The sequence below is a fragment of the Rhodococcus sp. MH15 genome (genome assembly GCF_019266045.1).
Taxonomy (GTDB): domain Bacteria; phylum Actinomycetota; class Actinomycetes; order Mycobacteriales; family Mycobacteriaceae; genus Rhodococcus_F; species Rhodococcus_F qingshengii.
Genome location: NZ_LPNP01000056.1, coordinates 16,230 through 37,398 on the forward strand (window position 1 = coordinate 16,230; position 21,169 = coordinate 37,398).

Here is a 21,169-nt window from a genome sequence, read left to right on the forward strand (position 1 = left end):
CTTACTCTATCGGGCGTGAGCAAAGACCGTCCCGCCCCCGATGCCCCTGAGCCCTTGTCGCCTCTGATCGACGCACATACGCACCTCGACGCCTGTGGTGCGCACGACGCTGCGACCGTGGCCGAAATTGTCGATCGAGCCGAGGCCGTCGGCGTCGGACGGGTCGTCACGGTGGCCGACGACCTTGATGCCGCACGCTTTGCCGTCGACGCTGCGAACTGGGATTCGAGGGTTTACGCAGCCGTCGCAATCCATCCGACCAGGGCGAACGTCCTCGATGTCGACACCAGAGCCGAGATAGAACGGTTGGCGTCCGATCCGCGGGTCGTCGCGGTGGGGGAGACCGGGCTGGATCTCTACTGGCCAGGCAAGCTCGAAGGGTGCGCCACCATCGAGGAGCAGGTCGACGGTTTCCGGTGGCACATCGACCTCGCGAAGCGTCTCGGCAAGACGCTGATGATTCACAATCGCGAAGCCGATGAGGACCTGCTGCGGGTGCTGCACGAGGAAGGCGCGCCGGAGACCGTGGTGTTCCATTGCTTCTCCTCGGATTCGGAGATGGCCCGTGCGTGCATCGACGCGGGCTACGTGTTGAGTTTCTCGGGAACCGTGAGTTTCAAGAATGCGAAGGCGCTGCGTGAGGCCGCGCTATTGGTGCCGTCGGATCAACTGATCGTCGAGACGGATGCGCCGTTCTTGACTCCGCACCCGTTCCGCGGTGCGCCCAACGAGTCGTACTGCCTGCCGTACACGGTGCGCGCACTCGCAGACATCCGCGGCGAGGATCCGCAGGCGCTGGCAGCAGCGTCCACGGCGACAGCGGAGCGCGTCTACAAGCTCTGACGCTATGGTGGTCTGACAGGTAACTCCGCGCCCGGGACCGTCGTGTCCCGGTCCGTCTACTGCGCGGAGTATTCAGATGAATGACTACAACGTGGTCACAGTCCGCATCGAAACGTGGGAATTCGAGTGCTGTGCACCGTTGCCGGTGGTCGGCGAAAAATCTGCGTGGGCTTTGCACCCGATAGATGAGTCGCAGTGGTTCGACGGGACGGTTCATGGAGGAATCTATCCCGACGACGTGGAACCTACGGCCGGGATCGTTCTCTCGATCCGACTCGAGCGCGGCGAGTTTGTCGAACAAGAACCCAGGCACTGGGTATTGGTACCTGGGAGCACCGATCACGTTCGAGTCGAGAAGGTCCCACGGTCTTTTCGCGGCATGTCGTCGCTGGTTGCCGGTCGTCGTGGCTGGATGGAGACGGCCGTTGTCGTCGAATTGGCCACCACCCGTGCGCCTTTCCGGTAGTCCCCACTACCAAAAAGGCGCACAGGGGGCTTGCCCCTAGAGAACCTTCGCCAGGAAGTCCTGGGTGCGCTGCTGCTGGGGGTTGCCGAACAGACTCTCCGGCTTACCTTCTTCGACGATGTATCCGTCGGCCATGAAGATGACTCGGTCGGAAACCTCACGGGCGAAGCCCATCTCGTGGGTCACGACGACCATGGTCATGCCCTGCTTGGCGAGGTCGCGCAGCACCTGCAGAACCTCACCCACCATTTCGGGGTCGAGGGCGCTGGTGGCCTCGTCGAAGAGCATGATGTCCGGACTCATCGCGAGTGCGCGGGCGATGGCAACGCGCTGCTTCTGCCCACCGGACAGGCTGGCGGGCTTGGCATCTGCCTTCTCCGCGAGACCGACCTGGCCGAGCAGTTTGACGGCGATCTCGCGAGCCTGCTCCTTGGTCGATCGCCCGGTCTGCACCGGAGCGAGCATCACGTTTTCGACGACGCTCATGTGGGGGAACAGGTTGAAGTGCTGGAACACCATCCCGATGTGCTGGCGCACCTTGTCGATGTCGACATCCTTGTTCGTGAGGTCGAACTGGTCGACGCGCACGGATCCGGCGGTGATGTCTTCGAGGCGGTTGAGGCAACGCAGGAAGGTCGACTTGCCGGAACCTGAAGGCCCGATGACGCAGACCACTTCACCGCTCTTGATGTCGACGTCCAGGCCCTTGAGGACCTCGTTGTCGCCGAACGACTTCTTCAGTCCCTTGACCGAAATCTTGACCTCGGTGGCGGACTTGCCCATGTTGACGGCTGTTTCGGTCACTTGTTGATCCTCTTCTCGAGGCGGTTCGACAGCTTGGTGAGCGCCATGATGATGATGAAGTACATGACGCCGATGATCAGCCACATGTTGAACGACTGGAAGTTGCGCGCGATGATGATGCGCCCTGTCTGAGTGAGCTCGGCGAGTCCGATGACCGACAGGATCGACGTGTCCTTGAGGGTGATCACGAACTGGTTGATGTACGACGGGATCATCGTGCGAATTGCCTGCGGCATGATGACTTTTCGCATCGACTTCATGTAGCTGATGCCCAGGCTTCGTGACGCCTCCATCTGTCCCTTGTCGACGGACAGGATGCCGCCGCGGACGATTTCAGCCATGTACGCGCCGGCGTTGAGCGAGAGCGTGATGATGCCTGCGGTGAAGGCGGACATCTGGAAATGCAGGGCTGCCGGGATGCCGAAGTAGATGAAGAATGCCTGCACCAACAGCGGTGTGCCGCGGAAGATGTCGACGTAGGTTGTGCCTATACCTCGGACGAACATGTTGGTGGACACGCGGCAGAGACCGAAGATCGCGCCTAGGACCAGAGCGATCGCGATCGAGACGACGGAGAGAACGATCGTCAACCACAGGCCCTTGAGAAGCTGCGGGTAGGTGCTCTTGATCAAGCCGATGATGGAGTTGTCCGACGTCGACGCGCCCTGACCGAGGTAGGTCGAGACGATTTCGTCGTACTGGCCGTCGTCGCGCAGGTTCTGCAGTCCGGCGTTGAACATCTGGAGCAGTTCGGCGTTCTGGCCCTTGTTGACTGCGAAGCCGTAGCTCGCGCCCACCTCTTTTTCGGTGACCGTCTTGAGGCCGTTGCCCTGTGTGATGCCGTAGGCGAGGACGGGGTAGTCGTCGAAGACTGCGACGGAGTTCCCGGTGCGGACCTCGTCGTACATGCTGGCGGAGTCGGCGAAATAGACTGTGGTGAAGCCGTATTGGTCCTTGATGGACTCGGCGAAGCTGGCGCCCTCGGTGCCGTTCTTGACGGCGACGCGCTTGCCCCTCAGATCCTCGTACGACTTCACGTCGTTGTCGGTCTCGAGGACCGCCATCTGCACGCCCGACTCGAAGTACGGGTCGGAGAAGTCGAACACCTGCTTGCGGGCGTCGGTGATGGACATGCCCGCGATGACGCCGTCCGCCTGCCCGGCCTGCACGGCCTGAAGGGCCGCGTCGAAGCCGAGCTGCTTGATGTCGACCTTGAAGCCTTGGTCCTCGGCGATCGCATTGAGCAGGTCGATGTCGATGCCGACGAGTTTGCCGTCTTCGTTCTCGAATTCGAACGGGGCGAATGTCAGATCGGTGGCGATCGTGTAGGTGCGGCCGGGTTGCGCGCTCGCGATTCCGGGGGCGAACAGCGCTGCGATCAGCGCCAGCAGGATGGCCAGGATCGGCCACCTGGCATTACGTGGTCTGTCGAATCTTCTTCGCACTATCGCCCAGCTTTCTTCTGTCGCGCCCGGGATCGCCGGACTGCTTTGAACCAGACGAGAACATACTGCGCCCAGAGCTGAATCGATACACGGGTATCGGAGCCGGAAAGTGTAGAACACACGACACGCCGTTGCCGTTCCGTGACAAAAGTCGCATTTCGTTGTGATTTGGTTGCCGATACAACGCTCGGTCGTTACCGTATTGTGATCGAACGTCGTCTGCCTTGGGATTTCCTGTGTCGCCTTTTGCCAAGATCAACTCCACGAAGTCACCACTTCTCTATTCAGTGGTGGGTGCGTTGCTTCTGACGCTCATCGTCGGGGGTGCGCTCGCCGTGGTTCGGCACAAGACGATCACCCTCGACGTCGACGGCGACATGATTTCGCTGTCCACGATGTCGAGCAGCGTCGGTACCGCTCTCGAGGACGCCGGATACCCGGTCGATCCCAAGGACGCGCTCGCACCCAGTGCCGATTCCTCCCTGTCCGATGGCGATACCGTCGTACTACGCCGTGCCCGTGAGTTGGCTCTGACCGTCGACGGTCAGCCGACCACCATCTGGACCACCGCATTGACGGTCGACGAGGCATTGAAGCAGGTAGATGTTTCCGACGACTTCGCAGTCTCGGCTTCGCGCTCGCATCGTCTGCCGCTCGAACGGACCGAGCTCGACGTCGTCAGCCCGAAGACCGTCAGCGTCAGCGACGGTGGCGCTCCCGCGGCGGAGGTCAAGCTCGCCGCCGTGACCGTCGGCGATCTTCTCGCGGCCAAGAATACGCCGCTCGAGCAGGCCGACTCGGTGGTTCCCACCGCCGAGACACCCGTTACCAACGGCCTGACCATCCAGGTCACTCGCGACCGCACGGACACTCGCGTCGAGACGCAGCCGATCGCGCCGCCGGAGAACAAGGTCGAGGATCCCGAGCTGGAGAAGGACAAGACCGTCGTCGAGAACCCGGGTGTTCCGGGTGAGCGCACGGCCACCGTCGAGGTCAAGACCGTCAACGGCGTCGAGGCCGGACGAACCGAACTGTCCGCGACCGTGATCAAGGAACCGGTCGCAGCAGTGGTGAAGGTCGGTACCAAGCAGGCTTCCGCTCCCGCTGTGTCCAACGCGTCGACGTGGGATGCCATTGCTCAGTGCGAGGCGACCGGAAACTGGGCCATCAACACCGGCAACGGTTTCTACGGAGGACTTCAGTTCACCCAGAGCACCTGGGAAGCATTCGGCGGCGGTCAGTACGCAGCTCGCGCCGACCTCGCATCACGTGAACAGCAGATCGCGATCGGCGAGAAGGTCCGCGCCGGTCAGGGCTGGGGTGCTTGGCCGTCCTGCACCAGCAAATTGGGCCTGCGCTGACGCGCTCACACCTCACAGAACACAGGAACCGATGTCACCGTTCGCCAAAATCAACTCGACCAGGTCGCCGTTGTTGTACTCGGCGATCGCCGCTCTTCTCCTGACGGTTCTCGTGGGTGGTGTTCTGGCCGTCGTCCGGCACAAGACCATCACTCTCGATGTCGACGGTGAGCAGATTCGCCTGAGCACCATGTCGACCAACGTCGACGGCGCTCTCGAGGACGCGGGTTACCCGATCGGTGACAAGGATGCAGTTGCTCCCGCGGCCGACGCTTCGCTGTCCGACGGCGACACCGTGGTGCTCCGTCGTGCCCGTGAGATCACGCTGACGGTCGACGGTCAGCCGCAGAAGCTCTGGACCACAGCCTTGACCGTCGACGACGCGTTGAAGCAGTTGGACGTCGCGGCGGATGTGCACGTGTCGGCTTCGCGCTCGCAGCGTCTTCCGCTGGACGGCGCCGCGCTCGACGTGCTGACACCGGTCGTCGCAAAACTGGTCGACGGCGCAAACGCGGCAGCAGACGTGCGTATCGCGGCGCCGACGGTCGGGGAGTTCCTTACCGCCAACGGCACTCCGCTCGAGCAGTCGGACACGGTGGTTCCCGCCGCCGACGCTCCACTGACCGAGGGCCTGGAGGTCACGGTGACGCGCAACCGCACCGAGAGCAAGGTCGAGACCTTGCCGCTCGATCCGCCGGATCAGCGCATCGAGGATCCGACGATGAACCAGAGCCGCACGATCGTCGAGAACCCGGGCGTGCCCGGCGTGCGTGACGTGACGTTCGCCGTGAATCTCGTCAACGGTGTCGAAGCCGGACGTACCCAGGTCGCGGAGACGATCACCACACCGGCGCAGCCGAAGGTCGTGCGTGTCGGAACGAAGCCGGGCACCGAGGTGCCGCCCGTGGAGAACGGTTCGACGTGGGATGCGCTCGCACAGTGCGAGGCCACCGGTAACTGGGCCATCAACACCGGCAACGGTTTCTACGGCGGCGTGCAGTTCGATCAGAACACCTGGGAACGACAGGGCGGGTTGAAGTATGCGCCCCGCGCCGACCTCGCCACCCGTGAAGAACAGATCGCGATTGCGACACAGACCCAGCGCACTCAGGGCTGGGGCGCATGGCCGTCGTGCTCGGGTCGCCTCGGACTGGGATAAGTTCTACTGGTGTCAGACGCCGAACAATCGAACGAACCCATCGCTACTCCGCGCGGGCAGGCAGCCCTGCTCGGTCCGGTCGAGGTGCGCGCTCTTGCCGAGGAATTCGGTGTCCGGCCCACGAAACAGTTGGGGCAGAACTTCGTTCACGACGCCAATACCGTGAGGCGCATCGTCACCACGGCAGGCGTGACACGTGACGACGTCGTTCTCGAGGTAGGGCCTGGTCTCGGTTCGCTGACGATGGCGCTGATGGACGTGGTCGATCGGGTCATCGCGGTCGAGATCGATCCCAACCTCGCGGCTCGCCTGCCGAAGACGGTGGCCGAGCGAGCGCCGGAACTGGCCGATCGCCTGACCGTCGTCGAAGCCGACGCGATGCGTGTGCTGCCTTCGCAGATTCCCGGCGAGCCGACCGCGCTTGTCGCGAACCTGCCGTACAACGTCGCGGTGCCGGTGCTGTTGCACCTGTTCGCGTCGCTTCCGAGTCTGCGGACCGCACTCGTGATGGTGCAAGCCGAGGTTGCCGACCGCCTGGCGGCTGATCCGGGAAGCAAGATCTACGGCGTTCCCAGCGTCAAGGCCAACTTCTTCGGCGAGGTTCGCCGCGCCGGTGCCGTCGGACGCAACGTGTTCTGGCCGGTGCCGAAGGTGGAATCAGGTCTGGTTCGTATCGACCGGTATGCGGAGCCGCCGTGGCCGATGGACGAGAAGCACCGCAAGCAGGTTTTTGCGGCGATCGACGCCGCATTCGCGCAGCGCCGCAAGACTTTGCGTGCCGCGCTCAGCGGTTGGGCAGGTTCGCCTGCCGAGGCCGAACGACGGCTCCTCGCTGCCGGCATCGAGCCACAGACGCGTGGTGAGATGCTCGACGCAGCAGCCTTCGTTCGGCTGGCTGGAGGCGAATAGCCCCGTGCGCGGTTAAGGAGTGCAGGGACTCCCTAACCGCGCACAGGGGCTTGCCCCCTTATTTGAACCGCCGCAACCTCAGGCTGTTGCTCACCACGAACACACTGCTGAATGCCATTGCGGCACCGGCGAGCATCGGGTTGAGCAGGCCGGCCGCAGCCAGCGGGATCGCAGCCGTGTTGTAGGCGAATGCCCAGAACAGGTTGCCCTTGATGGTCTTGAGCGTCTTGCGGGACAGTCGAATTGCATCGGCTGCCGACCGCAGGTCACCTCGCACCAGAGTGATGTCGCTGGCCTCGATCGCAACGTCGGTACCCGTGCCCATCGCCAGGCCGAGATCGGCCTGAGCCAGGGCTGCCGCGTCGTTCACGCCGTCGCCGACCATGGCCACGACGCGTCCTTCCGCTTGCAGTTTCTTGACGGCGTCGACCTTGTCCGCAGGCATGACCTCGGCGAAGACGGTGCTGATCCCGACCTGATCCGCGACAGTGCGAGCAACGGTGGCGTTGTCACCGGTCAGCAGAACCGGTTCGAGGCCGAGTGCTTTCAACTGCGCGATTGCTTCGGCGCTCGTGTCCTTGACCGCGTCGGCGATCACGAGGATGCCGTGCGCCTTGCCGTCCCAGCCCACCGCGATTGCGGTGCGCCCGGCCTTCTCTGCTGCAGCCTTCGCCTCGCGGAGATTTTCCGGCAACGGCATCGACCAGTCGGCGAGCAGCGCGTCTCGGCCCGCGACGACGGCGTGACCGTCGACCATTCCCTGCACGCCGCGCCCGGCGACGTTCACGAAATCCTCGACCGTAGGCAATTCGCCCACAGCTTCGGTCGCACCCTTCGCGATCGCTGCGGCGATGGGGTGCTCGGAGCGATGTTCGAGTGCGCCGGCCAGCCGAAGGACCTCGTCGACGGTTGTTCCTTCGCCCACCACGGTGTCCAGCAATGTCATCTGACCGGTGGTGACGGTTCCCGTCTTGTCGAGCACGACGGTGTCGACTGCGCGCGTCGATTCGAGCACCTCGGGTCCCTTGATGAGGATTCCCATCTGAGCTCCGCGACCCGTGCCCACCAACAGGGCTGTGGGCGTTGCCAATCCGAGGGCACAGGGGCACGCGATGATCAGCACGGCGACCGCAGCGGTGAAGGCCATCTCGATGGGGTTACCGGTACCGAGCCAGTAGCCCAGTGTCGCAACGGCAATCGCGATGACGACCGGCACGAAGATACCGGCGATCCGATCGGCGAGGCGCTGAACTTCGGCCTTGCCGTTCTGGGCGTCTTCGACCAGTGCCGCCATCTGGGCGAGTTGGGTGTCGCTCCCGACCCGGGTTGCCTCGACGGTCAAGGTTCCACCGACATTGACGGTGGCGCCGACGACAGTGTCCCCGACACCGACTTCCTCCGGCACGGATTCGCCGGTCAACATGCTCATGTCGACGGCTGAGCGGCCCTCGGTGATGATGCCGTCGGTGGCGATCTTCTCGCCGGGCCGGACGATGAAGGAGTCGCCCGCTGCCAGTTCTTCGGCGGGGATTCGTACTTCGACGCCGTTGCGCAATACCGCGACGTCTTTCGCACCGAGTTCCATGAGTGCGCGTAGTGCGGCGCCGGACGTGCGCTTGGACTTGTGCTCGAAGTAGCGTCCGGCCAGCACGAACGTGATGACGCCCGCGGCAACTTCGAGGTAGATGTTGGCGCTGCCGTCCATCCGGTCGACCGTCAGCCGGAAGGCGTGCTTCATACCGGCTTCGCCCGCAGTGCCGAAGAACAGTGCGTAGAGCGACCAGACGAAGGCCGAGATGGTGCCCAGCGAGATGAGCGTGTCCATCGTGGCCGCGCCGTGACGCAGGTTCACCCAGGCAGCCCGGTGGAAGGGGAGGGCCGCCCACACGATGACCGGTGCGGCCAGTGTGAGGGAGAGCCATTGCCAGTTGTCGAACTGCAGCGCAGGAATCATTGCCATAGCGATGACCGGCACGGAGAGAAGAGTCGAGATGATCAGGCGGGTACGGAGCTCGCGCAGATCACGATCCTGCGGGGTTTCCGCATCCGGGTCGACGGTGTCCGGCGCGCTGGGCGGCTTGGGGAGCGCGGCGGAATAACCGGCGTTCTCGACGGCAGTGACCAGATCTTCGACGGGTACCCCGTCCGGGAAGGTGACCTTGGCCTTCTCCGTCGCGTAGTTGACGGTGGCTGTGACGCCGTCGATCTTGTTGAGCTTCTTCTCGATTCGTGACGCGCAGGAGGCGCAGGTCATCCCGGTGATCGCGAGTTCGACGCTGCTCGAGTTGGCAGCATTGTCGACCGCAGTCGGTGACGTCATCAGTGCCCTCCCTCGTGATTGTCTGGAACTGAAGCCGTGGAAGTGCCTGCATCAACAGTGAATTCGGCGGTCCGAACCACGCCTTCGTGCTGGAAGTCGAGGAACAGTCGGTATGTGCCTTCGCTCGGTGCCTGTGCGTGGAAGGAAATGTCCGGACCAGGAGCTGTGACGCCGTCGCCTGGCTCGCCTTCGGGGTGCACGTGCAGGTAGGCGAGGTCGCCGGTGCGCAGGGCAACGAGGTGACCGAAGGCACCGAGGTACGGATCGAGATCGGTGACCGGGGCTCCGTCGCGAGCAACGCTCAGCGTGATCGGGCCGCCGGCAGTGGTCAGATCACCGTCGAGAGTCACGGTGTATCCGTCGACGGTTGCGGTCGCGCTCTTCTCAGGTAGCGGCGCAGGAGTGAATTCGCCTGCCACGTCGAAGTTTCGGCCGAGTGTCAGTTGGGTGCCGTCGGTGGGATCGAAGTCCGCGAAGACTCGGTAGGTGCCGGCGGCGGGCCAGGCCCAGTCGATCGACCAGGTGCCGTCTGCAGCGAGGGACGGATGTACGTGGCGGAATTCGCTGGTGTCGTTTCGGACGACAATGAGGTGGAGTTTCTTCTCGTGCAGGAGGTCGAAATCGACGACGGGCGTGTTGGTGTCGTCGAGAATCCGGAAGGTCAAGGTTCCCGGCTCCCCAGCTCGACCGGGTGCGGTCACATCGGTGAGTGTGTATCCGCCGGAAGAGACTTCGAGACCTGCAGGTGTTGCCGAATCCATGCCTGGCATCGATTCGGTGGTTGATTCGTGGGTGCTGTGCTGGGTGGTGGACATGTCTATCGGGCTTCCGATTGCGGCCCCCACGCCGAGGGCGGCGCCGAAGACGGCGACCAGCCCTACGGCGTAGGCGGCAAGTGTTGTCGAGGTGCGCACGGCTGACTCAGCTTGGTACGACTGCGTAGCCGGCTTCGTCGACTGCTGCGACGACGTCGGCTGCGGAGACGGGAGCATCGCTGGTGACAACGACGCGTCCGCTCGCCAGTTCGACATCCACCGCGGTTACTCCCGCGATGTTGCCGATCTCTTCCTTGACGGATCCGACGCAGTGTCCGCAGGTCATTCCGGAAACGGTGTATTCGGCGGTGGTCATCGCAGATCCCTTCGGTTGTGGAAAGCTTATTTTACGGATACCCGGTGTAGGTATCGCTCTGCAATCGAAGGTACCCCCAGGGGGTATGCCTGTCAACGGGCTGGGCAGTGATGAAGGCCTCAAGGAAGACAACACGGCGGATGTGTGGTCTACTTGTGTTGGTCGTAAGTGTTTGTGTTTGTGTTTCCACGCTCGCAAATGGTTAGGTTGCGAGCGTTTGGACATCCTCCACGGATTTGTCTCAGAACGGTCGTAGTAAGTGACCCGGGCGGTCGAAGCGACTGCCTGTTGACACTGTGTTAGAGGAGATTTACATGGCAGAGGGCATCGTGAAGTGGTTCAACTCCGAGAAGGGGTTCGGCTTCATCGCTCCCGAAGACGGCAGTGCTGACGTCTTCGTTCACTACTCCGAGATCCAGAGTGGCGGCTTCCGCACTCTCGAGGAGAACCAGCGCGTGGCGTTCGAGATCGGTCAGGGCAACAAGGGCCCGCAGGCCACCGGCGTTACCATCGTCTAAGACGTCCATGCGAGTCGGGCAACCGACGCATGACGTACTGACAAGACCCCAACTCTTCGGAGTTGGGGTCTTGTTGTATTTGGGTGAAAAACGCTGTCATGCATCGAGATACCGCTGAGTGGCGACTGCCGTTTCCGCCGCGATCGTGCGGCATTCCTCGCGGAGTTCAGGTGGATTCACAACGGTGAAATCGACGTCGAAAGCTCTGAGCCAGTGTGCGATCGATCGCAGAGAAGTGCCCGAAAGCACTATGACGCAACGCCCTTCGTCGGTGGACTCCACCGATCCCCACTGTTCGTTGACCATCGGTGCTATCTGCTCGATGGGTGCATGCAGTAGAACGGTTGCGCGCGTGGAGGAATAGGCCCGAGCGACACCGCGGGAAACGAAGTCTGCTGCACCACCGGCGGGTAGTTCCCGCGGCACGAATCGTGGGCCGGTGGGGATCTTGGGTTCCATTCTGTCTACGCGAAATGATCGCCAGTCTTCGCGAGCGAGATCCCAGGCCACCAGATACCACCGGACACCCGACCGTACGAGCCGGTACGGTTCCACCTCGCGCCGGCTCTGGGTGCCGTCGTGAGTGCTGTAATCGAATCGCAGGCGTTCGTGGTTGTGGCACACCGACGCGATGGCGGACAAGACCGACGCATCGACTGCGCTCGCGGCGGGCTCGCGTGGCACGACATCGATCGACAGCGACTCCAGACGGTGTCGCAGCCTCGACGGCATGATCTGCCGCAGCTTCGCCAGCGCGCGCATCGAAGCCTCGCCGATGCCGACCACAGAGCCGGTCGCTCCGGACTGCAGTGAAAGTGCCACCGCGAGCACTTCTTCGTCATCGAGCTGTAGCGGGGGCATCTCCGCGCCGGCACCCAGGCGATATCCGCCACCGACTCCGACTGTCGCGTCGACCGGATAGCCGAGATCGCGGAGGCGGTCCACGTCACGTCGAACCGTGCGCGGGGTGATCGCGAGTTTGTCTGCGAGTTCGGCACCGGACCAGTCTCGACGCGTCTGGAGCAGTGACAGCAACCGCAGTAGGCGAGCCGATGTCTCCTTCATGGCCAGAAGTCTGCCAAACATTTAGGACCGTATGAGTCCTCAATTGAATTTAGGTTGGTCCACATCCGACCAGTCGAGAAGAAATTGGGGCCACGTCATGAGTCGCATCAACGACGGCAGACCGATGATCGAGACGAAGGCGCTCACCAAGCACTTCGCTCAGGGCAAGAAACTCGTGGAAGCAGTCAAGGGAGTCACTCTCGACGTAGCGGAGGGTGAGTTGGTTGCCTTGCTGGGGCCGAACGGCGCCGGGAAATCGACGACGTTGCGCATGTTGACCACCTTGCTCGAGCCCACGTCCGGCAGCGCGCGAATCGCAGGATTTGACATCGCTGCGGCACGAAACGAGGTGCGATCGAGCCTCGGATACGTCGGACAGGGGAACGGAGCCGGCCACAACCAGCGAGTTCGCGACGAGTTGGTGACGCAGGGGTTGTGCTACGGAATGCCCAAGGGTGACTCGCAGGTCCGGGCCGACGAGCTGCTGCGTGATCTCGAACTCACCGAGTTGGGCACTCGAAAGGTCAGTACGTTGTCCGGCGGGCAGCGACGGCGGCTCGATATCGCTCTGGGCCTGGTCCATCGCCCACCGCTCCTGTTCCTCGACGAGCCGACCACGGGCATGGACCCGCAGAGTCGGGCCAACCTCTGGGACCACATCCTCCGGCTGCGGCGCGAGATGGGCACCACGATCGTGCTGACCACGCACTACCTCGAAGAAGCGGATTCGATGGCAGAGCGGGTCATCGTCATCGACGAGGGCACTGTTATCGCGGACAACACCGCCGCTGCACTCAAAGCGGATCTTGCGGGGGATCATCTTCTGCTCACCTTCGACAGCGTCGAGGCGGCCGCCGTCGCAGCGTCGGTGGCCGAGCGACTTGTCACTGTGCGTGACGTCACCGTCCAGGCGAGTTCGGTGAGTATCCGTGCCGGCGAGGGTGATTCGACGCTACCGGTGTTGCTGCGTGAAGCCGATGCCCGTGGTGCCCGCGCACTCACTGCCGACATCACCAGGCCGACTCTCGACGACGTCTTCCTCACTCTCACCGGCCGCAGCCTGCGCGAGAGCGCCGCCGCGGTCGCTTCCTGAAACACGACAAAGAACTTCGACGAACAGGAATCCGCCATGACAATCACACTCGATACCCCACGTACCGTGCACGGCAACATCGTTCGAGACAGCGCAATCGTGATGGGCCGTGAGCTGCGACCGATGTTGCGCGACCCGGTCAGCGTCATCTTCAGCCTCATCCAGCCGCTGATCCTGTTGGCGTTGTTCGGGCCTCTGCTCAAAGGGGTTCCGGGTACCGGTGACGGCGTATGGAATTGGTTCATTCCCGGTGTGTTGGTGATGATCGCGATCTTCGGAACGACGATGACCGGGTCCAACCTCCTGATGGAGATGCAGCAGGGATCGCACGAGCGAATGTTGGTGACTCCGCTCCGACGCTCGTCCTTGTTGATCGGGCGAGCGTGCAAGGAGATGGTTCCGCTTGCCGCGCAGGCGATTCTGATCATTCTTGTCGCACTTCCGCTCGGATTGGACGTCAATGCAGCGGGAGCCGCGCTCGGGATAGTCCTGCTGGGAGTGTTCGGCGTCGGACTCGGTGCGCTCTCGTACGCTCTCGCTCTGGCTGTGCGGGAGCAGGATTGGATGTTCTGGGTCGTTCAGCAGACGCTGATGTTCCCGCTCCTGATCCTGTCGGGAACCATGCTTCCACTCGAGGACGCACCAGGTTGGATGAAGGTCCTCGTGAACATCAATCCGCTCGGCTACGTCGTAGACGCCGAGCGGGCACTCTTTGCCGGAGACTTCGCGTCGAGCAGCGTTCTGGCAGGAATCGTCGCCGCCTTGGGCGTGGCGGTGGTCGGTCTGGGCGTAGGTGTGCGCGCGGTGAAATAGCGTGGGTGTGCTGGCTGTCGGACGGGCTGCTGCGGTCGCAGGTTTTCGCCCAGGTGTTCGCAGCGCCTATTGTTGTTCCTTGTGCTCTCCGTCGTTCCACGCCCCGTAGTCGTCCGGGCCCCGTCCAAGGTGAATCTCCACCTTGCCGTCGGGGACCTGCGAGACGACGGCTATCACGAGCTGACGACGGTTTTTCAGGCATTGTCGCTGGCAGACACCCTCACGGTGGCGCCTGCGGACACCTTGACCGTGCGGGTGATCGGCGACGACGCCGCGGCCGTGCCGACCGATCGCACCAACCTCGTGTGGCGTGCCGCCGAGATGCTCGCCGTCGAGGGTGGCGTGGCCCCGAACGTCGAGATAGTCATCGAGAAAGGCATCCCCGTCGCAGGCGGAATGGCCGGCGGGAGTGCCGACGCAGCCGCCGCTTTGGTTGCGCTCAACGCTTTGTGGAAGCTCGACTTCTCGCGGCCTGATCTCGACGCTTTTGCGGCACGCCTCGGGAGTGACGTTCCGTTCTCGCTGCACGGTGGCACTGCCCTCGGAACCGGCCGCGGCGAACAACTTGTCCCCGTGTTGACCCGCCACACTTTTCACTGGGTGTTGGCGCTGGCCAAGGGTGGCTTGAGCACACCAGTCGTGTTCCGCGAGCTGGACAAGCTGCGGGCAGAAGGCTCCCCGAAACGGTTGGGGAGCGCCGATGCGTTGATCCAGGCACTGACCACGGGTGACGCTCATCTGCTTGCGTCGCTGCTCGGCAACGATCTGCAGGCTGCGGCACTCTCACTCAACCCGGATCTACGACGGACGCTTCGAGCGGGCGTCGAAGCCGGAGCTTTGGCCGGCATCGTCTCCGGCTCCGGACCGACATGCGCCTTTCTCTGCGCCGACGCACAGTCCGCGGTGGAAGTGAGCGCAGAACTTGCGGGAGCGGGGGTGTGCCGCACCGTTCGCGTGGCGAGCGGACCCGTTCCCGGAGCACGAATACTCGACAATGCGGCAAAGGGACAGCACTGATGGCGAATCTGATCAATCTGGAAAACGTGTCGAAGTCTTTCGGCGTCAAGCCGTTGCTCGACGGGGTCTCCCTGGGCGTCGAGGAGGGCGAGCGCATCGGCGTCGTCGGCCTCAACGGTGGCGGTAAGACGACCATGCTCGAAGTCCTCGCGGGTGTGGAGCAGCCGGATTCGGGACGCGTCAGCCGCGTCGGCGGATTGCGTATGGCCGTCGTGACGCAGCGCGGTGTGCTGCCTCCCGGCTCCACTGTCGGTGAAGTGGTCCTGGGGCCGCTCGGAGTGGCGCAACACGAATGGGCCGGCGACGCGCGCATCCGTTCGGTGCTCTCGGGTATCGGCATCGACAACCTGGGCGCCGGTGGCGAGCGGTCCGCATTGGACGCCAAGGTCGACGGCCTGTCCGGCGGTGAGCGTCGCCGCGTGGCTCTCGCTGCGGCCCTGGTTCAGGACCTCGACCTGCTGGTGCTCGACGAGCCCACCAACCACCTCGACGTCGAAGGTGTTCAGTGGTTGGCCGAGCACCTCGTCTCGCGTCGCAGCGCGCTTGTCGTCGTGACCCACGATCGCTGGTTCCTCGACACCGTCGCCACCCGCACCTGGGAGGTTGTCGGCGGCGGCGTCGAAAGCTACGAGGGTGGCTACAACGACTGGGTGTTCGCTCGCGCCGAGCGTTCGCGTCAGGCTGACGCTTCCGAAGAGCGTCGACGCAACCTTGCACGCAAGGAACTCGCATGGCTGCGCCGCGGTGCGCCGGCCCGTACGTCCAAGCCGAAGTACCGCATCGAGGCCGCGGAGGCCCTGATCGCCGACGTTCCGGCACCTCGTGACGCGGTGGCACTTGCGTCCTTCGCCCAGCGTCGACTCGGCAAGGTTGTCATCGAACTCGAAGACGCGCGTCTGGAGACTCCGGACGGCCGTGTACTCGTCGAGGATCTGACCTGGCGTCTCGCTCCAGGTGAGCGTGTCGGCCTGGTCGGTGTCAACGGCTCGGGCAAGACGACTCTGCTGCGGACTCTGGCCGGCGAACTCGAGCCTGCCGCCGGAAAGCGCATTCAGGGGCAGACCGTCCACATCGGTTGGCTCAAGCAGGAACTCGACGATCTACCGACCGACATGCGCGTACTCGACGCGGTCAAGGATGTAGCCGAGCGAATCACGCTGGGAGACAAGGAAGTATCGGCGGGTCAGCTGGCTGAGCGGTTGGGCTTCACACCGGCGCGTCAGCGCACCCCAGTCGGTGATCTCTCCGGTGGTGAGCGCCGACGTCTGCAGTTGACGCGTGTCCTCATGGCCGAGCCCAACGTCCTGCTTCTCGACGAGCCGACCAACGATCTCGACATCGACACGCTTCAGCAACTCGAAGATCTGCTCGACGGCTGGGCGGGCACCATGGTGGTCATCTCGCACGACCGGTACCTGATCGAGCGCATCTGTGACACCACCTGGGCTCTCTTCGGTGACCGCAAGCTCACCAACCTGCCGGGTGGTATCGAGGACTACCTGCGTCGACGCGCAGCGATGGGGGATGGCGACAACCCGTCGGTGGCCTCGACGGCGAGTGGTGCGTCGAAGAGCAAGCAGGTCCGCGACGGTGCCGCGGATCGCGCTGCACGCAAGGAACTTTCGAAGCTCGAGCGGTCAATTGCGAAGTTCGACGACCGCGAGAAGAAACTGCACGCTTCCCTCGCCGACGCGGCCACCGACCCGGACAAGCTGCAGAAACTCGGCGCAGAACTCAAGCAGGTCATCGCCGACAAGGAAGCCGCCGAAGAGCAGTGGATGGAGCTCTTCGCCGAGTTGGACGGCTAGGGGAACTTCGCCCCGAACCTCTTGAAGGTTTGCTCTGGATCCAGGGTTTCCGGCGCCTGCCTGCACAGCAGTGCGTCCAGAACGAGCCCGTCCAGTGCTGCGACCAACTCCGTTGCATCGGACGAGGTCATGCCGCGTTCGACCAGGATGTCGACAAACCGATCCCGACCACGCACCAGTTCCACTGCGAGGTCGGGATCGTGGAATGACGCGATGATCAGTTCGTAACGCGCCCGAGTGCGGCCGGATTCAGGCCCCAGCCACCGGGCCACCTGTTGCTTCGGCGTCTCGCCCGGGCGAGGAAGATCACCGTCCAGAAGGTGTCGCACCACCTCGACTATCAGTCCACGCTGGTTTGCGAAGTAGTGCCGTGCGCTGCCGTGTGGCACGCCCGCCTCGTCTTCGACGCCTCTCATCGACCAGGCTCGAAACCCAACCCGGCCCGTCTTTTTCGACATCCTGCTCGTGCTGTGCGTTGTTGCGATTGCGTGTTTTGTGGGGTATGTCTTCTATCGCGTGATATTGGACGACTAGGCGAATGTTTATGTACTTCAACAGGTCTCAAGTCTTCATGTTCCCGAAGTTGTCCGGTTTGTCTCTGGTTATCGAAAGTATGTTCTATTAAACTTTGAGCATGGACAGTCGGGAAGCGTGGCAGCTGGATGGCGAGGACCTCAAGGGTGAGGTTCTGGATCTGGTGCGCGCCCGACACGAGTTGCAGTCGCGGATGGTGTTGCTGATCGTGGAGATGTTTTCCCGGGAGGTTCTCGGTGGGAAGGGTTTTCGGGCGATCGCGCAGTGGTTGCATGGGTCGACGAATCTGGAGATCGGTGAGTGCAGTCTGCTGGTCGGGTTGGCGCGGTTGCTGATGCTCGAACCTGTTGTCGCGGATGCGTTTCACCGTGGTGACGTGGATGCGTTGAAGGCGCGGCAGGTGGCGTCGTTTTGTCAGCATCCACCCAAGAACATGACCCTGGCGGATGTGGACAAGGCTCGCGGGATCCTGCTTGGCCTGGCGTCGAAGAACATCGCCGATTGTGATGCAGTGCGGGCAGCGATCCGGCGGATCGAGAAGCAGTACGGCAAACGCGAAGACGGCGTTCCGGTGGGTGAGGATTCGGAGCGTAACGAGTTCTACGCCTCGAAAGGCTTGTACGGGCGGGTGACCGTGAAGGGCGACCTGGATGCTGTGAACGGGGCACGTCTGATCACGTTGCTGTCGAGCCTGTCGGCGCCGACGCCGGAGAAAGACGGCGTCAAGGACGCCCGCACGCCGGCATTACGACGGGCGGATGGGTTCTGCGAATTGTTGCGGCGGTACGAGCGGGCGGGGCTGGGTCCGATCGAAGGCGGAGTGAAACCGCACATCACAGTCACCGCCAGTGCAAAAGACATGACCGACCTCAAAGCATTGAAGGATCTACTGCCGTCGACTCAGGAACTGGGTTTCGCGTGGGCGGATTGGGTAGGTCCGATCAGTATCGATACTGCCCGGATGCTGGCGTGCGACTGCACGGTCACCCGGATTTTGTTGGACGAGAACGGTGTTCCGCTCGACTGCGGCAAAGAAGCAAGGACCGCGACGCTACCCCAGCGGCGGGCGTTGGCGGTTCGTGATGGTGGGTGTGCGTTTCCGGGATGCGGGACACCGTCGGGGTGGTGCGATGCCCATCATATTGTTCACTGGAACGATGGTGGCCCAACGGATCTCGACAATCTGATCTTGTTGTGCGGTCATCATCATCGGACGATGCACCACACCGAATGGCGGGTGGAGATCGGGCCGGATCGCAAATCGGTGTTCTATCCGCCGATGTCTGTTGATCCGTATCAGCAGCCGATCGGCGGGAACAGCCCACCCACCGCGGCGTGAATCGCGACAACTGAAGACGTGAGCACCGGGGCACAACCATGCCCCGGTGCTGACGGCTGTCTACTGTCAGAACGCTACTGTCAGAACGTGAGCGTGAGTCGCCCGTTCTCGTCGCTGATGTGAACAGTTCGCCCGATCGACGGAGGGTTGTCACCGCGAAGCTGGGTCAGTTCGGCGGCATTCTCGGGACCGGTGTGACCGGCGACGCGGCCGCCGTCCGGCGTTGCCGCGATCACGAACCCGATCTCAGGCTCCCCGGTGCGGCCGTATTCGACAGAGGCCGTAACTATTTCCGCCGTGCCCGTGTAATCAGTGATCAGTTCCGGAACCTCCGCAGTTAGCGCGCGTGCGTCGGGATCACCGACGTACCCGCCAGCGTGAGCGGCGGACGACAGCAGTACGCAGTGCTGGTAGGTGAGGAATCCACCGTTGCCGTGGACGAGGGCAAGGTTCGCGCCGTCGCGAATTCGCCTGGTGACTTCAGCGACGGAATGCAGGGTGTAGCTGTTGAGCGGTCCACCGAAGAACGAGTGTCCTCCGGTGACGCTTGGGATCGCGGTATCGGGAAGTCCGAGTTCGCGGATCAACAGCTTGGGCACGATCGGGAAGCAGCTGTAGGCATCGACGATGTCGAGTGCGTCGGCGCCGACTCCGGCACCGTCGAGTGTGCGATGTACGGCGTCATGCATCGCGGCCGAGCTGTCGAAGCTGTTGCGGCTGAGTATGTCCAACGGATCACTCGCACCTGCGCCGCCCCAGAGGTACACCAGCTTGTTTTCATCGATCCCGAACTCGCGGGCCGTCGACAACGAGCAGACGACAACGGCCGCAGCCTGATTGACGAAAGGCATGGCGTTGAGCATCAGCGGGTACGGCTCGGCGACCATCCGATTGCCGGGGCCGACGGTGCCGATCTCGTCTGCCGATCGGATCTCCGACGTCCAGGAGGCGGGATTCTTCGAAGCCAGTTCCGAGAACGCGGCGTACATCCGCGCGGACCAGTCGAGCGATTCACGGGCGTCATGGCCCTCGGCAGCACTGAAACAGTTCTCGAAGAGCGGGTAGACACGAGTCGGCACGATGAAACCGGCGCGCTGCATTTCGGGGCTTCCCAGGTCGGTCGGATCGAATCCGGGAGGCCCACCGGGCGCGGCTGTCCACCCGATCGAGTCGGGGGCGACTCCGGACTTTCGCAGCGCGGTGCTGCTGGCGTGCGATTCGCCGCCCACGAGCAGAGCAGCCGAGGATTCACCGCGAGCGATGGCCGCGCCGATCCGATCGAGGAGCGCCGCGGGCCAGTGGCCACCGATCGGCGAGGTAGAGGTGACCGTGGGGGTCGCGCCTAATCGTGAGGCAAGCAGCCCGGGGAGATCGTCGTACGACCAGCTGACTGTCTTGATCGCGAACACGGAATCGATCTGTGTTCCCAGTTCAGCGTGGCCACTGTCGTTCAACGCGGCGACGGTGGCGTCGTGAATCAGATCGAGGGGTTCGCGGTGCCCGTCGGCAGGATTCCAGCGCAGATCGCCGACGCCGACGATGACCGGGATTCGTGATGCGTCAACCATCATGTACCTCTCGTTGCCGACCCGTAGCCGGGAGTTGCAGTCACGATATCGGGGACCCTGGTATGTGTAACTCTGAGGTCACAGTCAACGATTTTCGGGTTCCTATTTAGGTATGCCTAACGAAAGTCCTATACTCGTCTTCATGACAGCTGTGGCAGAGAGAATTTCGGTGCCCGTGGGGCCGCGTTCCATCGATCACCCCTACTCGATGACAACGGTGACTCTGAAGCTCTCTCATCAGCGGCAGTGGGCCCCGCATCGTCATCCTGAACATGAGCTGATCTGGGGAAACTCCGGTGGAATGCTCACGGTTGTCGCTGACGGCATCACTTGGGAGGTGCCGCCTTCGGCCGGACTGTGGCTGCCTGCCGGGGCGTTGCATGCCGTGAAGGCCGGTCCGGGTACGGAGTTCTTCTGCACCTACTTCCGGCCCGAGGCTCACGAGGCGCCGTCGGGTGTTCCGGGCTTGTTCGGTGTCAGCGCTCTCCTGCGTGAGGTACTCCTGCACATGCATCGGCGGAACATGCCCGACGAGGCGCGCAGTCGCGCCGAGCGGGTGGCCTTCGACATGTTGCAGCCGCTCGAAGTTGCTGCGGTGGAGGTTCCGATGCCGACCGATCCGCGAGCGTTGTTCGTCGCCGAAGCGTTGGTCGCCAATCCGGCAGACCAGCGGTCGCTGTCCGAATGGGCGCTGACGGCTGGCGGTAGCGTCCGTACGCTGACGCGTGTGTTCGCGCAGGGCACTGGAATGACTTTTGCGCAGTGGCGAATTCAGGTACGTGTCCGCGCAGCATTGACGTATTTAGCTGCTGGAGTGCCGGTTTCGGTTGTCAGTAGGCGGGTCGGATACGAAACTCCGAGTGCCTTTGTCGCGGTGTTCCGCCGGGTCACCGGCCGCACACCCGGCAGCATGATGAACAAGCGGAGTGTGGCGCCCGAATCGGTGCCGTACCTTCTGCACGCATGAGTTGGGTTG

The 21,169-nt window shown here is 63.2% G+C and carries 20 protein-coding genes; 12 read left to right on the forward strand and 8 right to left on the reverse strand.

Going from position 1 to position 21,169, the window contains the following annotated elements:
- The first annotated feature begins 15 nt into the window (after positions 1-15).
- Both ATN37_RS03285 and ATN37_RS03290 read left to right on the forward strand, forming a co-directional pair.
- On the forward strand, positions 16-843 hold the full coding sequence (locus ATN37_RS03285) for a TatD family hydrolase (RefSeq protein ID WP_030536315.1): 828 nt from the start codon (positions 16-18) through the stop codon (positions 841-843).
- Between the two features lie 76 nt (positions 844-919).
- Positions 920-1,309, forward strand: a complete 390-nt coding sequence (locus ATN37_RS03290) for a DUF6578 domain-containing protein (RefSeq protein WP_218694745.1) — start codon at positions 920-922, stop codon at positions 1,307-1,309.
- A 36-nt stretch (positions 1,310-1,345) separates the two neighbouring features.
- On the opposite strand, the gene ATN37_RS03295 is transcribed toward ATN37_RS03290, so the two are convergent.
- Positions 1,346-2,113 (reverse strand): amino acid ABC transporter ATP-binding protein, encoded by a 768-nt coding sequence (locus ATN37_RS03295; protein ID WP_003946239.1) that lies wholly within the window; start codon positions 2,111-2,113, stop codon positions 1,346-1,348.
- Positions 2,110-3,558 carry an amino acid ABC transporter substrate-binding protein/permease gene (locus tag ATN37_RS03300; RefSeq protein ID WP_003946214.1) on the reverse strand — a complete coding sequence of 483 codons (1,449 nt, stop codon included), beginning with the start codon at positions 3,556-3,558 and terminating at the stop codon, positions 2,110-2,112. Before ATN37_RS03300 ends, ATN37_RS03295 begins: the two co-directional genes overlap by 4 nt.
- A gap of 236 nt (positions 3,559-3,794) precedes the next feature.
- Between ATN37_RS03300 and ATN37_RS03305 the strand changes: the two genes are divergently transcribed.
- Genes ATN37_RS03305 through rsmA form a run of 3 tightly spaced genes read left to right on the forward strand, consistent with a single transcriptional unit; the run spans position 3,795 to position 6,987 of the window.
- Complete coding sequence (locus ATN37_RS03305) at positions 3,795-4,919, forward strand: resuscitation-promoting factor (RefSeq protein WP_063316774.1); 1,125 nt, start codon at positions 3,795-3,797, stop codon at positions 4,917-4,919.
- A 31-nt stretch (positions 4,920-4,950) separates the two neighbouring features.
- Entirely contained in the window at positions 4,951-6,078 is a 1,128-nt protein-coding gene (locus ATN37_RS03310) for a resuscitation-promoting factor (RefSeq protein ID WP_064074037.1), read from the forward strand.
- A gap of 9 nt (positions 6,079-6,087) precedes the next feature.
- Positions 6,088-6,987, forward strand: coding sequence for a 16S rRNA (adenine(1518)-N(6)/adenine(1519)-N(6))-dimethyltransferase RsmA (rsmA, locus tag ATN37_RS03315; protein WP_003946263.1), 900 nt, complete (start codon positions 6,088-6,090; stop codon positions 6,985-6,987).
- 58 nt (positions 6,988-7,045) lie between these two features.
- On the opposite strand, the gene ATN37_RS03320 is transcribed toward rsmA, so the two are convergent.
- From ATN37_RS03320 to ATN37_RS03330, 3 genes are read right to left on the reverse strand one after another with little or no spacing between them, the layout of a single operon-like run.
- A complete protein-coding gene (locus ATN37_RS03320) occupies positions 7,046-9,307 on the reverse strand; it encodes a cation-translocating P-type ATPase (protein WP_003946240.1) in 2,262 nt (753 codons plus the stop codon).
- Positions 9,307-10,221, reverse strand: coding sequence for a hypothetical protein (locus tag ATN37_RS03325; RefSeq protein WP_064074038.1), 915 nt, complete (start codon positions 10,219-10,221; stop codon positions 9,307-9,309). The genes ATN37_RS03320 and ATN37_RS03325 overlap by 1 nt, the downstream gene beginning before the upstream one ends.
- A gap of 7 nt (positions 10,222-10,228) precedes the next feature.
- A complete protein-coding gene (locus ATN37_RS03330; protein WP_003946267.1) occupies positions 10,229-10,438 on the reverse strand; it encodes a heavy-metal-associated domain-containing protein in 210 nt (69 codons plus the stop codon).
- A 314-nt stretch (positions 10,439-10,752) separates the two neighbouring features.
- Here ATN37_RS03330 and ATN37_RS03335 point away from each other — a divergent pair, with 314 nt between their 5' ends.
- Complete coding sequence (locus ATN37_RS03335; protein ID WP_003946232.1) at positions 10,753-10,956, forward strand: cold-shock protein; 204 nt, start codon at positions 10,753-10,755, stop codon at positions 10,954-10,956.
- A gap of 96 nt (positions 10,957-11,052) precedes the next feature.
- Here the strand turns inward: ATN37_RS03335 and ATN37_RS03340 are convergent, their stop codons facing one another.
- The gene (locus tag ATN37_RS03340; protein WP_042449230.1) at positions 11,053-12,021 is read right to left on the reverse strand and encodes a YafY family protein; all 969 of its coding nucleotides are present in this window, start codon (positions 12,019-12,021) and stop codon (positions 11,053-11,055) included.
- 97 nt (positions 12,022-12,118) lie between these two features.
- Here ATN37_RS03340 and ATN37_RS03345 point away from each other — a divergent pair, with 97 nt between their 5' ends.
- From ATN37_RS03345 to ATN37_RS03360, 4 genes are all read left to right on the forward strand, one after another.
- Positions 12,119-13,114 (forward strand): ABC transporter ATP-binding protein, encoded by a 996-nt coding sequence (locus tag ATN37_RS03345; RefSeq protein WP_080726601.1) that lies wholly within the window; start codon positions 12,119-12,121, stop codon positions 13,112-13,114.
- 36 nt (positions 13,115-13,150) lie between these two features.
- A complete protein-coding gene (locus tag ATN37_RS03350) occupies positions 13,151-13,927 on the forward strand; it encodes an ABC transporter permease (RefSeq protein ID WP_042448972.1) in 777 nt (258 codons plus the stop codon).
- Between the two features lie 81 nt (positions 13,928-14,008).
- Positions 14,009-14,944 carry a 4-(cytidine 5'-diphospho)-2-C-methyl-D-erythritol kinase gene (locus ATN37_RS03355; protein WP_030536307.1) on the forward strand — a complete coding sequence of 312 codons (936 nt, stop codon included), beginning with the start codon at positions 14,009-14,011 and terminating at the stop codon, positions 14,942-14,944.
- A complete protein-coding gene (locus ATN37_RS03360; protein WP_003946255.1) occupies positions 14,944-16,752 on the forward strand; it encodes an ABC-F family ATP-binding cassette domain-containing protein in 1,809 nt (602 codons plus the stop codon). The genes ATN37_RS03355 and ATN37_RS03360 overlap by 1 nt, the downstream gene beginning before the upstream one ends.
- Here the strand turns inward: ATN37_RS03360 and ATN37_RS03365 are convergent.
- Positions 16,749-17,168 carry a TetR/AcrR family transcriptional regulator gene (locus tag ATN37_RS03365; protein ID WP_218694747.1) on the reverse strand — a complete coding sequence of 140 codons (420 nt, stop codon included), beginning with the start codon at positions 17,166-17,168 and terminating at the stop codon, positions 16,749-16,751. The genes ATN37_RS03360 and ATN37_RS03365 overlap by 4 nt on opposite strands.
- A gap of 218 nt (positions 17,169-17,386) precedes the next feature.
- Here ATN37_RS03365 and ATN37_RS03370 point away from each other — a divergent pair, with 218 nt between their 5' ends.
- A complete protein-coding gene (locus ATN37_RS03370; RefSeq protein ID WP_064074040.1) occupies positions 17,387-18,625 on the forward strand; it encodes an HNH endonuclease signature motif containing protein in 1,239 nt (412 codons plus the stop codon).
- Positions 18,626-18,705: 80 nt separating this feature from the next.
- On the opposite strand, the gene ATN37_RS03375 is transcribed toward ATN37_RS03370, so the two are convergent.
- Positions 18,706-20,196 (reverse strand): acetyl-CoA acetyltransferase, encoded by a 1,491-nt coding sequence (locus tag ATN37_RS03375; protein WP_217017653.1) that lies wholly within the window; start codon positions 20,194-20,196, stop codon positions 18,706-18,708.
- 139 nt (positions 20,197-20,335) lie between these two features.
- Here ATN37_RS03375 and ATN37_RS03380 point away from each other — a divergent pair, with 139 nt between their 5' ends.
- Positions 20,336-21,160 carry an AraC family transcriptional regulator gene (locus ATN37_RS03380; RefSeq protein ID WP_063316779.1) on the forward strand — a complete coding sequence of 275 codons (825 nt, stop codon included), beginning with the start codon at positions 20,336-20,338 and terminating at the stop codon, positions 21,158-21,160.
- The last annotated feature ends 9 nt before the right edge of the window (positions 21,161-21,169 follow it).

Bases quoted from the DNA above. Each gene is read 5' to 3' on its own strand.
- ATN37_RS03290 (WP_218694745.1), top strand. From the start codon at position 920: ATGAATGACTACAACGTGGTCACAGTCCGCATCGAAACGTGGGAATTC.
- ATN37_RS03310 (WP_064074037.1), top strand. From the start codon at position 4,951: ATGTCACCGTTCGCCAAAATCAACTCGACCAGGTCGCCGTTGTTGTAC.
- ATN37_RS03320 (WP_003946240.1), bottom strand. From the start codon at position 9,307: ATGACGTCACCGACTGCGGTCGACAATGCTGCCAACTCGAGCAGCGTC.
- ATN37_RS03330 (WP_003946267.1), bottom strand. From the start codon at position 10,438: ATGACCACCGCCGAATACACCGTTTCCGGAATGACCTGCGGACACTGC.
- ATN37_RS03335 (WP_003946232.1), top strand. From the start codon at position 10,753: ATGGCAGAGGGCATCGTGAAGTGGTTCAACTCCGAGAAGGGGTTCGGC.
- ATN37_RS03340 (WP_042449230.1), bottom strand. From the start codon at position 12,021: ATGAAGGAGACATCGGCTCGCCTACTGCGGTTGCTGTCACTGCTCCAG.
- ATN37_RS03345 (WP_080726601.1), top strand. From the start codon at position 12,119: ATGAGTCGCATCAACGACGGCAGACCGATGATCGAGACGAAGGCGCTC.
- ATN37_RS03350 (WP_042448972.1), top strand. From the start codon at position 13,151: ATGACAATCACACTCGATACCCCACGTACCGTGCACGGCAACATCGTT.
- ATN37_RS03360 (WP_003946255.1), top strand. From the start codon at position 14,944: ATGGCGAATCTGATCAATCTGGAAAACGTGTCGAAGTCTTTCGGCGTC.
- ATN37_RS03365 (WP_218694747.1), bottom strand. From the start codon at position 17,168: ATGAGAGGCGTCGAAGACGAGGCGGGCGTGCCACACGGCAGCGCACGG.
- ATN37_RS03370 (WP_064074040.1), top strand. From the start codon at position 17,387: ATGGACAGTCGGGAAGCGTGGCAGCTGGATGGCGAGGACCTCAAGGGT.
- ATN37_RS03375 (WP_217017653.1), bottom strand. From the start codon at position 20,196: ATGATGGTTGACGCATCACGAATCCCGGTCATCGTCGGCGTCGGCGAT.
- ATN37_RS03380 (WP_063316779.1), top strand. From the start codon at position 20,336: ATGACAGCTGTGGCAGAGAGAATTTCGGTGCCCGTGGGGCCGCGTTCC.